Below are 14,818 nucleotides of genomic sequence, written 5' to 3' on the forward strand. Positions count from 1 at the left end.
ACTCTCTCACCTCCCGTCTTGATTAAAAGTGGCCGGGCTTGTTGTATTAATTGGTGCAGCTAGCGGAGGTTTTAGATCCAAGCTGACCCCGGCGGTATAACCAAACAGCTCCTGAACATCCTTAACCATTTTGCGGGTTAAGGTGCGCAAATCAATACCCATGGGGCAGGCACGGTCGCATGCTCCACAGTCCACGCAGCGCCCGGCCAGGTGAAGTGCCCTTACGGCCTGGAAGAAGACGTTATCCTGAACATTCAAGGATGACTTGCTAAGCCACTGGGGCATAGAGCAATCGACAAAGCATTCTTCACAGAAGCACATGGGGCAGGCCTGCCGGCAGGCATAGCAGCGAATACAACGGGACAGTTCCTGCATGAGATATGCCCGCTTTTCCGCCGGTGTTTTTGTTTCAAAGTTTGCTACGTCGGCAAAACATTCGGTTTCCTTCACCGGAACTGGTTCGCCCATCATGATGTCGAACAACACCGGATTAGGGTGTTGGCAGTTTAAACAGGTATCGTAAAGCAATTGTTCAAGGGGAACAGTTTCGCCAAATTCTTTTCCTATTAACACGACCTGGCCGTCCCTTACTTCTGCTTTCAGCAACTCCTTCCCTGCCAGTAAGCGGGTTACTTTCTTGCGGTCAATCGTGCCCCGGCAAGGTACACCAATAACCACCAGCTTATCGCGGTCGATCTGGTTTTCTTTTATAAGCTCTACTATGGAGCGGCTGTCGCAACCCTTAGCTACCACGGCCACTTTTTCTGGCCTTTTACGGAGGTAGTTAGCCAGGTTGTTTTCACAGCCGTAACCCCAGACCAGCCTTTGTGCCTCCTCTGGTTGGCGAACAAAACAGGGGGTATTGCGCAAAGGGAGGCTCCCCTCTGCAAAACCCACCACTAGTTCAACTTCCTTGTTTTGCAGGAGCTTTTGTGCCGTTTCTTGAATCGCCCTAGTTAATTCGTTCATTTTATAACACCCCGCCTTCTCGACCCGACCTTTATTGGGACTCGGTTCCTTGACCGAGGTAAGTACTCCGTTTGCCTCTAGATTTCCTTTCCATAGGCTTTAATCTTTCCTCCTGCATTTAAGGAAGCTTTAGGCTGTAATACGCAATGGGTTGGGTCCCAACTCCTGTAGCTGAGTAGTGAAATCTCTTACCGTTTCGGCAAACTTAGCCCCTTCCGAAGCGGAAATCCAGGCCAACCGGAGCCGCTCCCGCTCAATTCCCAGTGAATCTAAAAGCCGCTGGGTGATCTTGGTGCGCCGTTCAGCGTTATAATTGCCACTACCATAGTGGCAGTCTCCAAGGTGTCACCCGCCAACCAGCACGCCGTCAGCGCCGGCAAAAAGGGCTTTCAGTATAAATAACGGAGAAACCCTTCCAGAGCAGGGCACCCTAATAATCGTCACATTTGGAGGGTACTGGAACCTGAGAGACCCGGCAAGGTCTGCACCTGCGTAACTGCACCAGTTACATAAAAAGGCAATAATTTTTGGTTCAAACTCTGTCCGCATTACCATTTTTCACTCCTTTCACTACCAAAGAAAAGCCAGAGAGCTGAGAAAAGTTGGGTTGTTAAAGGCCGAGATGGTCTTTCATCATCCTTCCAAAATCCTGTTTACAACGCGACTTACATCCGTTTTTGCTAGACCGGTAACCCTCTCCGGATCGGCTCCCAGGCATAACGCCAGGACCTGCATGAAATGGAGGACGGGAATCTCGAAATTAATCTTTTTACTGCTGCGTAGAAGATCCTGGGCTGTATCTAACTGGATCAAGCAGGAACTGCAACCGGTAATGATCAGGTCGGGATTAACCTCGTTTTTCATGGAGATAAGCTTTTTCTCAACAAGCTTGAAGGATTTTTCCATGTCGGTGCTCCGCATAGCACCCATGCCACAACAGTCAATCAAGCGGGTATAATGACCAACCGTAGCGCCCAAGGCCTCACACATTTCCTTCAGCACCCTGGGGTGGAAGGTATCTTCTTCTTTGTCATAATAAACTTTGCTTGGCCAGAGAGTGTGGCAGCCGGGCTGAAGGGCCACTGTAAGGCCGTCGAGTTTATGTTTGACGGCTTCTTTAATCTTATCAGGCCCAAGCTCATGGTACAGGTAATAGAAAGTAAGCCTGACATTGCTGGTTCCCTTATATTCCCTGCCAATATCCTTAAGAATCTCGTTGACCTGGGCCTTTATCTCCGGGTGGGTATCCATCTTGTACTTTGATTCAGCCAAGCTGCCGTAACAGCTGCCGCATACGGTGACTATATCCAGGCCTTTTTCTTCAGCTATGGTGTGGTTTCTAGCTCCTACGGCGCACCAGCCCACCACGTCTACGGAAGGCATCGTTCCCCAACTGGGACAGCACGACTGTCCTTCAAGATTGTCCAGTTCAATTCCTAGTGCCGGGAACGCATACCGTACCGCCTGCTCTAAATCTGGTCTATTAAACGCCGTGTTGCAGCCGACAAAAAAACCTACCTTCATTGGCTACACCTCGCAAGTTTCCTTATACGCCGGGCTCATCCATGGGGATAATCCCCAGGTCGGCCAGGGCTGTTTTCCGTATGACTGCCTGCAACTCTTTCAAAGCATCCGGGTTCGCGACCGTGGAAGGCGGCTTTTCCGGCAGGCCAACTTTTACCCGCGTGTTTCCGGCTCCCGCCAGATAAACGGCATGGCCGGTATCGTATAGGGATTTAAGACCTTCAATGGAAAGGGTGGGCAGGGCAAACTCCCTTATTGCTACTCGCCGCATGGCTTGAATGATTTCAAAGGGGTTGACCTCCCGCGGACACACTTCGGTGCAGCGATTGCAGGACTGACAAGCCCAAATAGATGAATCGTCCAGCAGTGCGTCGCGCAGTCCCAGGAAAATCGCTTGAATAATCCGCTTGTTGAAAAAGGGAAAGCCAGCCAGCACCATAGGGCAGGCGGCGGCGCACTTGGCGCACTGGATGCATTCCATCAATTCCTCGCCGCCTAGCTCTTTGATTTCATTAACTAGACTGGAATCGCTTTCAGAGAGGTTGATTACCCCCCTTGCTGCTTGTTCGCTAGACACTCGTATCACCCCCGAACTCAGCAGGCTAAAGCTTTAATTTGTGCATGAATCTGGGCATTGGTGAAGCCGTGCAATGTGATGACTCCCGACGGGCATGCCGCTGCACATACGCCACAGCCGGCACACATGGCTTCGTCAATTTTAGACCGCGACCTTCCTTTATCCTCCACCAGGCTGATGGCCGAGTACGGACACAGTTGCACGCAAGTACCGCAGCCGGTGCACTTCCTCTGGTTCACTTCCGAAATCAGCGGTTCTACAATTACCTTGCCTAAAGTGAGGGGTACTGCGGCTGCTGAGGAAGCGGCCCGCGCCTGTGACACCGATTCGGGAATGTCTTTGGGACCCTGTGCACACCCGGCGATGTAAATACCCTTCACCGGCGTTTCCACGGGATAAAGCTTGGTGTGCATCTCCTTTAAGAACCCTTCACTGCCGCACGTAATACCCAGCTTCCGGCCAAGTTCATCGAGGTCCGGAGCAGGCTCGATAGCAGTAGCCAGGACCACCAAGTCGGCCTCCAACTCTACGGGTGCACCCAAGTCTACGTCGTAGGCGCGTACCCTTAACCTGTCGCCTGGTAGTTCATCCACCGCCCCGACGCGGCCGCGGAGCATCTTGATACCGAGATTACGGCAGTAGTTGTAGTACTCCTCGAAGTCTTTACCGCCGGTGCGCACATCAATAAAGAAAATGTAAATATTAGTTTCAGGGTACTTCTCTTTGATCAAGCGGGCTTCCTTGAGCATATACATACAGCAGACTTTCGAGCAATAGGTGTGGTACCTTTTATCCCGGCTGCCAACACAAGAGATAAAGGCGATGGTCTCGGGTTTTTCACCGTCCGACGGGCGGTGAAAATGACCTTCTGTGGGACCGGTAGCCGATAGGATACGCTCGAGTTGCATGGCAGTGATAACGTTGGGCGATTGCGGGGAATACTCTTTAAACGGCGCTTTATCCATTACCTTGTAACCGGTTGCCACAATGATGGTACCCACGTTGAGCTCGACGATTTCACCTTCCGGGTTATACTCTCTCGAACGGTCACACGCACCTGTTTTGCATGCTTTCTCACACGGGGCAAGGATGGGCTCGCCAGTCTTGGAGTGGATCCTTGGCTGGGTACCGATAGTACGCTTCGCGCAGCTAAGGCAGTGCTCAATATCCACAACCGCCCGTTTTGGTACGGCCTGCGGAAACTCAATATAAATGGCCTTGCGGTTATCCATACCCTCGTTAAACTCGTTGGGCACCTTGGCCGGGCAGGCATTCACGCAGTCACCGCATCCGGTACACTTGTCCCAGTCAATATACGTCTGTTTCTTTCTTACCTTTACTTTGAAGTTGCCGATGGATCCTTCGACGGATTCTACTTCGGAGTAAGTCAGAAGCTCAATATTTGGATGGGTTCCCACCTGTACCATGATGGGGGTCAGGATGCAGGCCGAGCAGTCATTGGTGGGAAATGTCTTATCCAACTTGGCCATGTTGCCCCCCAAGGAGGGGCTTTTCTCCACCAGGTAAACCTTATAGCCCATATTGGCTAGATCGAGCGCTGCAAACATGCCGGCCACGCCACCGCCAACGACCAGCGACGCACGCGTTACTTCCACAAACCTGTCCTCCAGCGGCTCCAGAAAAGCTGCCTTTGCTACGGCGCTGGCAACCAGTTTCTTCGCTTTTTCAGTGGCACCTTCCTTGTCGTGCCAGTGCGGCCAGCTATCCTGGTCACGAATGTTCGCCATTTCGAGGAGGTACTTGTTGAGCCCCCCGTCCTCCACCGTCTTGCGGAAAATCGGCTCGTGTGTGCGGGGAGTACAGGCTGCCACCACCACCCGGTCAATGAGCCCGTTCCTGATATCCTGCTTGATTAATTCCTGGCCCGGATCCGAGCACATGAAAAGATAGTTCCGTGCAACGACTACGCCGGGGAGATTTTCGGCGTATTTTCTCACCTCTTCCACATTCACAGCACCGGCGATATTCTCGCCACAATGGCAGATGTAGACGCCAATCCTAGGCACTATATCCCCTCCCGACAAGAACAAAATAAGAGCGCGTGCGACTTTTGTTTTTTAGGCTACCTTCAACTCGTGGCATGAGGGATTTTAATCGTGCGGCTCTTTGCGGCTCTTGTGAATACAGGTAATATAATTCGTCCATAGACCTTGCAAATCCTGCAATTGTCCTTAAAAATTTTTGAAACAAACCAAGGGGAAAACGGCCTGCGAGCGACCGCTTTCCCCTTTAGATGTATACCCTACCGCTGCCTGAAAGTCTTTAAGAAGGAATCGCAGTAAATGTCCTTATTCAGGAGGATATTGGCGGCAGCCACGGCATCCAGCAGTTCCTGGTCCTCCACGTCGGCTATGGCCGAATCGAGTCCCACAGCCATGCACATAATTAAGAAGGTCCGGTTGATAAGATGCCGGTTGGTGCAACGTTGCGAAGAGTTACTGAGGCCCAGGGTGGTCCGGGGCGGTGGATCAGCCAGGGTCTTGATCTGGCGGATGGCTTCCAGCACTTCGGGTCCGTGGTCCTGAGCCACGTTGCAGGGCAGCATTAAGGGGTCAATGTAGAGATCTTCCATAGGGATGCCATGGGCGTCGGCATTGACTACAATTTCCATGGCCAGGGCTACCCGGTCGGCCGCACTCTTGGGTACGCCCTTTTCATTCATGGCCAGGCCAATGATAGCAGCATTGTATTTTTTGGCCATGGGGAAATAAATATCCATTTTCCACTGGTCGGCGCTGGTTGAGTTGATCATGGCCTTGCCCTTGTGTACGGCTAAGCCGGCCTCGATGGCTTCCGGGTTTGTCGAGTCAATGCAGCAGGGCAGGGGCACAGTTTCCTGGGCGACCTTCACCAACCACTCCATTACCGCCGGCTGGTCCTTGGGGTCCACGGTGGGGCCGGTGTTAATGTCCAGGTAAGCGGCACAGTTTTCATACTGGCGTTTGGCCCAGTAACGGATGGGTTCCGGGTCCTTGTTTAATATGGCTTCCCGGATATCCTTAAACATACCATTGATCCGCTCACCAATGAGGATCATTTTTTAACACCTTCCTTTACTTTTTTAATTAATAGGTATTGGACTGCATCAACTTGTCAATGTGGGCCCGGAATTGTTTGAGAGATTCCGGATGCCGCATGACAAACAGGGACCCGCCCGCCTGGGCAAAGGCCACGGCAGTGGTTACTTCCCAGAGGATGGCCCGGCGTTCCTGGTTCCCCCATTCCGGTGCCTCCTCCGTGGTACTTTTGGCCTCCTTGGTTTTCCAAACCTCCTGGCCCAGTAGGCAGATGACGGGCATGGCCATCATTTTATCGCCCGTTAGGGCACCGATGCGGGTCCGTTCCATGATGGAATAGGCGTATTCGATACCGTAACCCAGGGCGCCCACCGAGGGGTCAATGATAATGCGGTTGGCTGCTAGGTTCATTTCCGTAATTAAAATGTTCAACTGCTTTTCCAGGTTGATGTCTAGTGGGCTGGAAGCAATAATGTTGTGGCCGTGCACTATGCAGGCGGCAGTAATTGTCTTGTAGTTTTCCTGCGTTGCACAACCCAGGAGGAAGTTCCGGCCGGACAGGTTCTCGGCCACCTTTTCCAGTACCTGGGCGTCTTTTTCTTCTATACCGCAGCCAAGGATGATCAAGGGAACATTTACGGCATCTGCTACCGCCTTGGCCACTTGGGCGCACTCCTCCGGGCTGGTATTTTTATTGTCCGGGTGAGCACTGACCATAGTCAGGCAGACCAGATCTGCCCCGTATTCCACACACTTTTTTGCCCAAGCCACAGGGTCGTTTAATACACCGGCGTAGGCGCTGGTCAGGATTTCCGGCCAGTTTGTGGGTTCCATATCCCAGACTTCCAGGGCCACTGCAGGCCGGTTGGGCATTTCTCCTTCGAAGTGCAGGAAGGGCAGGGTACTCTCGCCCCCGATTTTAACGATGTTCGGCTCGGTTCCCAAAACCACTTCTGCAACCTTGTTGGTCCATCTTTCTTTGGCTATGGTAACGGCCATGATAGACGCTCCTTTCTCCTTAGATTAAGTAAGTGCATGAAATTAAAGGATGGCTGTTTTACGCATTATCTCCGTAACGGCAGCAACTACCAGGGAATCGTTGGGTAGCTCGACCAGTGGCCTGCCTTGCAGGTCATACTGGAAAACCTGCTCATCCTGTGGAACAGCGCCAATTAATTCCAGGCCTGTTTTCTGGATCTCTTCCTGCAGGGCTTCCACTGAACCATCACTAACTTTGGTTACCACCAGGTACATTTTTTTGATCTCCAGGGCCAGGGATTCCACCAGCTCCTTTACCCGGCCGGCTGAGCGGATACCCCGGGCGCTGGCGTCGCTGGTTACAAAGAGAATGTCCACATTCTGTGTGGTACGCCGGCTCAAATGTTCCAGACCTGCTTCGTTATCCATAACTACAAACGGGTAATTGTTGCTCAGTTCCTGCATGAAACCCCGCACCAGATTATTAACGTAGCAATAACAACCCGGCCCTTCGGGGCCACCCATTACCAGGAGATCCACTTCATCTCCTTCGGCTAAAGACTGGTGTATCCGGAAAGCTACGTACTGGTCTTTGGTCATGCCCGCCGGAAGCGGTTCCAGATTGTTGTTGATCCGGGCCATAATGTCCGCGATGGTATCTTCCACCTCGATACCCAGGGCTTCGTGCAGGTTGGCGTTGGCGTCGGCATCCACAGCCAGGACGGGCCCCTTACCTGCCTGGATCAGCTGTCTGATTAAAAGGGCGGCCAGAGTGGTCTTGCCCGTTCCACCTTTACCGGCAATGGCAATGGTAAAGGCCATGAGTACCACTTCCCTTCTGGTGTTTATTGTTGCGAAGTATCCAGGTCAGCTAGCAGGAGCGGTAACTTTTTACCAGGCAGTACCCACACAGTGAAAAGCGCCCGACCAGCCACCGTATACCGCCAGAGCCAGCTAACCAGCCCTGGCTAGGCGTTCCAGCGTTGCTTCAGGAAGGAAGGAATACCTGCAGATTCCCGCGGTCCCACCAGTACTTCCCAGCCGGAGAGCTCCTGGAGCTTGCCGCTCAGCACGGCCACCCCCCCGGGGATGATTACCTTGCGATGGGATACCTTTTCGGCAATGCCAGAGTTTTTGAGCATCTCGGCAATTTTCTCGGCGGTGAATTTTCCGGCTGCCCACCCGGTAAGAACGGAAATACCGTCGGTATCTACGGGGAGAATATAACCCGGTACGCGGCTGGCTTCCACGTCCCCGGCCACACAGAAATAGGTAAGGGAGAAGTTGGTGGTAATGTAAACCGGAGAATCGGGGCCTGGATTGCCAATCTCGTAAATCTTGGATTCCACGGCGATTGGTTTTTGAGGGTCGGTGTAAATGTTCAGGCGCAGGGTGATCAACGGCAAAATGTCCGCCGGATCGGCCGTTTGAAGCACTACAATCCCCGCATACTTACAAATGTACACTGCGGCATCGGCCACGGCCTGAATGGGATCTTCGTTGGTAACAAAGGTAATGGTGGGATAGCCAAAGGGGCGGAAACGCTTCAAAGCCTGGCGGCGGATCTGGGTCTGGTCGGCCAGGACCTTATGGACTTCCCGAGCGCCTGAATCCAGAATCAGTTGTTTGTAACCCAGGGCCACTACCTTTTCCACTAATTCAGCCAGTCCATTGAGGTCAGCTCCCTTGACCACCATGGGGGCCTCATACTTCTTGGCCAGCGCAGTCATACCTTCGTAGTTGGCTGCGGTAGCCCCGCACAGCAGCGGCTTCTTGCTGCCCACAACTTCCAGAGCTTTTTCCATAGCCACCATGTCTTCGGTAATCAAGATCAGGGGATATGCGGTGTTTTCAGCCGCCACCTTCACTGCTGCGACAAACTTATCCGCATCACCGGAATCATTTGTAACGGCTACCACGTTCACACTGTGGAGCTGTCCAACCCGGTCAAAGACCAGCTTGTTGATCTGGCCTACTCGGGCGGCAATTTCTTCTTCGCCGGCGGTGTCGCTCACAGTGATGGCAATTCCCGTGGGATGTTCAAAGCGCTTGTCGTGGCGGAAGAGCACGGTTTCATTACCCAGCGTCAGCTCTTTTTCGCCTGTGCCAATCTTTACCAGGGCCACTGGCGGAGCGGAAGCAGCGCCCAGGGCTTCCTTTGCTGCTTCACTTACGTGGGGGCACTGGTCGAGACCAGCTTTACCGGCCGCCATGGCCATGGCAAAGGCCAGGCAGGTCGGGTGACCACAGTCCTTGCAGTTGGTCTTGGGCAGTTGCTTAAAAATTTCTAAACCTGTTAAACCCATTCTCCTTTTCCCCTTTCTTTCTCGTAATTAATTTAATTAACACATATCCGGAGGACACCTGTATTATACAGGTATCCTCCGAAAATATGCTTGTTTCTACATCCTGAATTAATATTGAGCGATATTAATATTGAGCGATTTAGGTTGTTTAAAGCAGCGGCGGGAGGGTCAGGGCCGGATGCCCCTTCTCCTCCAGGAAGGGCAGGATCTCTTCGCCGCTGGTACCCACGGTTTCATCGGCAATCTTATCCACAAAGTCCTTGCCCAGGCCGGCTGCTTCGGCGGCTTCTTCCAGTTGCGGCCGCAGCTGGTCTTTCAGTGCCTTGGGCATCCACACCACCCGGGCTAGGCCGCCGTCGGCCGGGACAAACTTGCGGGATGCCAGGTAGCTCTTACTGATACCCATGAACCCGGGCATCTGGGCACCGCCGCCAATGGTGCCGGCCATGGTGGAGAAGGTCATCCCCGAGGGGGTCATGCCGCCGTGTTCCCGGTTGACCACCATAAAGCCGTTACACTCCGGCACCATGGCCAGGATGCATTCGAAGCAGCCGCAGGAAGTCATGGGATATTCCATGATGGTATAGAAGTTGACCACCTCGATGGTCCGCTGGGAGTTGGCGTGAACAAATTCGTTGACCGACTTCCACTGTCCTTTGACCGGATCTATGAGCCCCTCCAGCTTGATGGGCTGGTTTGGCCCGTGGGGGTTGATTTCATAGGAAGCCTTGGCGTCCAGCCAGCTCACCGCACCGCACAGGCCCGTCCGTTCGGGAGGAACAATGCACACGTGGGTGGGGGCGAAGGACTGGCAGAGGGTGCAGGAATAGAAGGTGTCGACCGTTTCATCCCGCAGTTCTTTGAGCCGGTCGTCCCGTTTCTTGTAGTACTGCCGGGCCAGTTCCCGCATCTCCAGAACCTTTTGCTCGTCGGTGTAAATGGTTACCTGCACCCGGTCCACCACCGCGGCAAATTCCGACTTGAACTTGGCGTAGAGGATATTGCCCAGGTGCTTTAAGCGGAAGCCTTTTTCAAAAGCCCCCTTGCTTATGCGCACCCACATGATATCCCGCTGGGCCACGTGCCACAGGCCTTCCCCGTAGTTGGTGAAGTAGTGGATGCGCCGTTCCAGCACGGGCTCAAAATCTTCCTGCATCTTACGCCCGTAAACATCCACGATGATGCCCAGGGGCATGGCGCTTCCCGGTTGTGCGGTGTCGATGTCGGGACCAATAACCTCCACCTTGCCGTCTTCCACTTCGTCCGGGCCGACCATGCGCACCAGTTCGAAGCTGGGCGTCCTGGTGCCGCCGAATTCCACATACATGTCCTTCTTGCGGATGGACTCACCCTCGAAAGCCGGGCCGACGGTGATGGGTGCATCAATGTCTATGCTGGTAATCTTGATTTCGCGCAGCTCCATGCCCAGCTGGATGGCTTTTTCCAGGTCCGGCTCGTAGATAAACCAGTCTTTTATTTGCTTGTCTTCAGGCAAGGGCTGGTCGGTGATAATGGGAATGCCGATGTTGATTGCCCCCATGCAGGCGGCCGTCTTGACCATGTCGTGCTCGCCCAGGTAGAGCACGAAAGCACGGATCCGCCGGCGCTGGTAGTCCCTCTGGGCATCCCTTAAACCCGGCTTGATACCGCCGAACATCATGCCGGCCCGCAGGGCGTAGTTGGCGCAGTGGACCACCTGAGTGAAGTTGCCCAGGGGGTAGGCAATCAGGTCCACACCCAGTTTTACCCCTTCCTCCAGCAGTTGTTCGATAACCTCGTCACAGAGGAAAAGCATGAAGCCCATGCCCATCAACTTGTTGACCACCCGGGCCAGTTCTTTGGGGTCCCTGGCCCGACCCAGAATCAGGACTTCGCCGGGGATAGTCCAGTCCACCATCTTGGTGCCGTACTGGCGTACCACCGGGTCGCCGATAAAGCCGGTCCAGGGTGGAACGTGCAGGGGGTTTTCCGGGCTATATTGGAGGTAGCGAATGGCCTCGATAATGTCCGCCGCGTACCAGGTGGCTTCGCCCCACTGGCGGGCATTGGCAAAGGTTTTTTCCTCTTTCATGGCTGCCCGGACACGGTTTAATACCGGTACGCAGTCGCCCAGGGTCTTGATCTCTTCCCCGCTCAAGCAGCGAATGACCGGCAGGTAATAAGCGGTATCGGGGTAACCAACGGGGTGGTCCTTGCCGTACCGGCGAATAGCCTGGTTGAGCAAAATCTCAGCATAACTTACAGCGGTAATAGCCCCTTCGTAGGCCTCTTTAAAAAGTCTTTTCGGCTCCTTACCCGGTTCAACAGCCCCTTCAAATATCTGGTCAAAATTAATGGCTTCGGCCATTATTTTCCCTCCTCCGCCCCAGGTTTACCAGTTCTGACAGAGAGCGGTTTCAAAGTCTTCTGCCACTTTACGGTGCACACCCAGCTTCCAGGTACGGTACTCCAGTGCGTTGAGCAGTTTTTGTATGGCCACCTCGATATCGGGTTCCAGGATAAAGTAACCGCCAAATACATCGCTGGCAATTTGCGTCAATATACTGTAAATCAGGTCGGAACCTTCCACCGGCGGCATGGTTCCCACATGGGTGGGCAGGCCGATGGTTACAGCCCATGTACCAATACTGGTGGCCTTACCGCTCATAGCCTCCGGAGCTGAGGCGACAAAGGGTACTTTGGGAGTATCTACGCCAAGATCTTCGGCCATCAGCATCAGGAGTTCGGCCGCCCGGGAGTTGTCGACACAGGAACCAATGTGGAATACCGGCGGCAGGCCGTATTTCAGATCGGCCTTTTCACTGATACGCCGGAAGAATTTCTTCAATCCGGGACCACAGAACTCATCCACTTTGGCCGGATCCATCAGGCCCGCCTTCGCGCACGCCTGGGCATTACAACCGGTGGAAATAACAAAAACGTCATTTTTCAGCATGGCTTTGGTGATTTCCAGGTGGGCCTGATCCTGGAAGGTTTTCAGGTTGTTGCACCCGGCCATAAGGATGACGCCCTTCAGTTCCCCGGAAAGGATAGCTTCGTTAAGCACCCGCACGGGGTTATCGGGGTTGACAGTTTTGAACAATTCAAAGATAGCTTCCAAACTCCAGCCTGCCACCACTTTGTTCTTTACATTGGGAATGTGTACCGGGCGAGTGCCCCGTTCTTTAAAGGCTTCAATAGCCTGGCGGATCACGTCTTTAGCGTTGGCCATGGCCGTTGCTTCCTGGTAGTCAATGTGCATGCTGCCGGGAATCTTCACAATATCCGAAGTGGTAATCAACCTGGTTCCAAAGCACTGGGCCACCGTGTTTAAACCGGGCATGATACACTGCACGTCCACCACCATGGCATCAACAGCACCGGTACAGATGGCCAGTTCCTGGGAGGAAAAGGAGGTCACGATGGGAATTCCCTGGCGCATGAGCACTTCGTTTCCCGTACAACAAATACCGGCCAGGTTAATACCGGCCGCGCCGGCGGCTCTGGCTTCATCTTCCAATTCCCGGGCCGCAGCCACGATCATTTCGCTCAAAAGGGGATTATGGCCGTGCACAACGATATTGACCTTTTTGGGATCTAAAACCCCCATATTGGCTTCACTGACAACAGGTTGGGGAGTACCGAAAATAATGTCGGAAAGATCGGTGGCAATCCACTTGCCGGCCAGGTCGGCCAGGCCAACCCGTACGGCGCTGAATACCAGGTTTACCGGGTCGTTATCCATCCCCACGTGGGCCTGGGTAACCAGGTCGGAAATGGTAGCATGAATCCCGTGGGGCATGACCATATGGCTTCTGTACCTTTCTACCCGGGCAGGTATTTGCTGCTTGACTACCCAGGTGGATTCCCCTTCTCCCTTCAGGCGACGGAAGTCCTCCATGGCTGTTTCAGCCAGCTCCTTCGCCAGGGTCAGAGTTTCTTTACCTTCGGTTTCAATCCCCACTTTCTTACAAATGCGCACCAGCTTCTCGGGGTCCTTAATGGAATAGTCGGGAGCTTTACCTTCGGCAATCATTTCCAGCGTATGGGCTATATGGTTGCCATGCTGAGCATGGGAGGCACAACCGGTGAGGATCATTACGCCCACACTGCGAGCCACAATCGTCCAGGAATTGGCACCGCATATACCCCTGCTCGCCGGTCCTTCTTCCGCTTTAATCCGGCAGGGACCCATCATACAAATACGACAACAGATGCCCTTATAGCCAAACTGGCACTGGGGTTGCTGGGCCACCACCCGGTCAAAGGCGGTGATCACACCCTGCTCCTGGGCTACATCAATCATTTCCAGGACCGCCGGATCAACAGACCGTCTGACACTCTTGGGATCAATGACCCGCGGGGTTTTGTCCGAAGGCCGGCTGGTTAGCTGGGGATCCCTAAACCTTGGCATTTATCTGACCTCCTTAAACATTAAACAGGTTAATTGCAGGAAGACGTTAAAAACCACCGATAAAGCTTTTCCCGTCCCTTTGAACCTTTTTCTCCCGGGCTGTACGTAAATGCGCCCCCCCTCCGCGATAATTTAAGATTTAGTAAAACATTGTGATTATTAGTTCTACTTTACCAGAGGCTCGACTAACGGACAAATGTTAATTATGACCATATTCTTCCCCCTCAAGGCATGTAATGAATTTATGTTCGATTTATAAGGGTATATATTCTTTAACATAGTTTCACTAAGACAGGCCTAAGAAGGCACTTTTTGCCCCTGTGCGCGGCATTGCGAGCAAAAACCAAAAAGCTTCAAGGAAGCTCCGATAATTTGAAAATCCTGTCTTTGGGAAGGAGGCAATTCCACCACCGGTGGGCCTTCCAGTTCAAAAACCTGGCCACAGCCCAGGCAAATGAAATGGGCGTGGGGATCACCGTTTATTTCGTAACGGAAGGAACCGTCCATAAGCTGCAGGCGACGTACCAAACCCAACCGATGGAAAAGCCTTAGCGTGCGGTAAACGGTAGCCCGCCCGATGCCGGGGCATTTTTGCCTGGCTTCCTCGTATAAATCTTCCGCACTGGGATGCTCACTGCTCTTGGCCATTAAAGCGTTTAAAATCACTTCCCGCTGAACAGTTAGTCGTATTCCATTCTTTTTCAAACGTTCGATTCTTACGGCCGTTCCTTTCTCCAAGGAACTCACCTCTTTTCTTTAAACAGCTCCCCGCAACTTATGGTCATATGTTATTTAAAAAAGGGTAATCGAGTAGGAGGGGGCGGCTAGCCCCCGTCCTCTCACACCACCGGACATGCGGGTCCGCATCCGGCGGTTCACCAAGCTTGACGAAGACTTTGATAGCGTTCGGTTAAGCTCATCAGGCCCTGGGACTGCCAGTAGGCGTTGCCCAGGGCTCTGTTCATTGGCCCGTGGGCCATCCGCCATGGCCCTCTGCGAGCGTTGGCGAATTCATGTACTACCCATTCAGGCA

General features: G+C 53.3%; 12 protein-coding genes. All 12 read right to left on the reverse strand.

What is annotated here, in order from left to right; genetic code table 11:
• Positions 1–6: 6 nt before the first annotated feature.
• The 12 genes from BUA65_RS04820 to BUA65_RS04875 all read right to left on the reverse strand — a co-directional run bounded on the left by BUA65_RS04820 (position 7) and on the right by BUA65_RS04875 (position 14,523).
• The gene (locus tag BUA65_RS04820; RefSeq protein ID WP_072867640.1) at positions 7–969 is read right to left on the reverse strand and encodes a 4Fe-4S dicluster domain-containing protein; all 963 of its coding nucleotides are present in this window, start codon (positions 967–969) and stop codon (positions 7–9) included.
• Between the two features lie 129 nt (positions 970–1,098).
• Entirely contained in the window at positions 1,099–1,518 is a 420-nt protein-coding gene (locus BUA65_RS04825) for a hydrogenase iron-sulfur subunit (protein WP_165613194.1), read from the reverse strand.
• Positions 1,519–1,602: 84 nt separating this feature from the next.
• Positions 1,603–2,493 (reverse strand): CoB--CoM heterodisulfide reductase iron-sulfur subunit B family protein, encoded by an 891-nt coding sequence (locus BUA65_RS04830; protein ID WP_072867641.1) that lies wholly within the window; start codon positions 2,491–2,493, stop codon positions 1,603–1,605.
• A 22-nt stretch (positions 2,494–2,515) separates the two neighbouring features.
• Positions 2,516–3,070 (reverse strand): 4Fe-4S dicluster domain-containing protein, encoded by a 555-nt coding sequence (locus tag BUA65_RS04835; RefSeq protein WP_207543854.1) that lies wholly within the window; start codon positions 3,068–3,070, stop codon positions 2,516–2,518.
• 17 nt (positions 3,071–3,087) lie between these two features.
• Positions 3,088–5,097 carry a CoB--CoM heterodisulfide reductase iron-sulfur subunit A family protein gene (locus BUA65_RS04840; protein WP_072867643.1) on the reverse strand — a complete coding sequence of 670 codons (2,010 nt, stop codon included), beginning with the start codon at positions 5,095–5,097 and terminating at the stop codon, positions 3,088–3,090.
• A gap of 236 nt (positions 5,098–5,333) precedes the next feature.
• Entirely contained in the window at positions 5,334–6,128 is a 795-nt protein-coding gene (locus BUA65_RS04845; protein WP_072867645.1) for a methyltetrahydrofolate cobalamin methyltransferase, read from the reverse strand.
• Positions 6,129–6,156: 28 nt separating this feature from the next.
• Positions 6,157–7,107, reverse strand: coding sequence for an acetyl-CoA decarbonylase/synthase complex subunit delta (locus BUA65_RS04850; RefSeq protein ID WP_072867646.1), 951 nt, complete (start codon positions 7,105–7,107; stop codon positions 6,157–6,159).
• A gap of 42 nt (positions 7,108–7,149) precedes the next feature.
• The gene (locus BUA65_RS04855; RefSeq protein WP_072867648.1) at positions 7,150–7,908 is read right to left on the reverse strand and encodes an ATP-binding protein; all 759 of its coding nucleotides are present in this window, start codon (positions 7,906–7,908) and stop codon (positions 7,150–7,152) included.
• Positions 7,909–8,054: 146 nt separating this feature from the next.
• The gene (gene acsC / locus BUA65_RS04860) at positions 8,055–9,392 is read right to left on the reverse strand and encodes an acetyl-CoA decarbonylase/synthase complex subunit gamma (RefSeq protein ID WP_072867650.1); all 1,338 of its coding nucleotides are present in this window, start codon (positions 9,390–9,392) and stop codon (positions 8,055–8,057) included.
• Between the two features lie 148 nt (positions 9,393–9,540).
• Entirely contained in the window at positions 9,541–11,739 is a 2,199-nt protein-coding gene (acsB, locus tag BUA65_RS04865; RefSeq protein ID WP_114281459.1) for an acetyl-CoA decarbonylase/synthase complex subunit alpha/beta, read from the reverse strand.
• Positions 11,740–11,763: 24 nt separating this feature from the next.
• Positions 11,764–13,785: an anaerobic carbon-monoxide dehydrogenase catalytic subunit gene (gene cooS / locus BUA65_RS04870; protein ID WP_072867652.1), complete on the reverse strand. Its 2,022-nt coding sequence runs from the start codon at positions 13,783–13,785 to the stop codon at positions 11,764–11,766.
• Positions 13,786–14,082: 297 nt separating this feature from the next.
• Positions 14,083–14,523 (reverse strand): Fur family transcriptional regulator, encoded by a 441-nt coding sequence (locus BUA65_RS04875; RefSeq protein ID WP_165613192.1) that lies wholly within the window; start codon positions 14,521–14,523, stop codon positions 14,083–14,085.
• Positions 14,524–14,818 lie beyond the last annotated feature (295 nt).

The organism is Desulfofundulus thermosubterraneus DSM 16057 (assembly GCF_900142025.1).
GTDB classification, from domain to species: domain Bacteria; phylum Bacillota; class Desulfotomaculia; order Desulfotomaculales; family Desulfovirgulaceae; genus Desulfofundulus; species Desulfofundulus thermosubterraneus.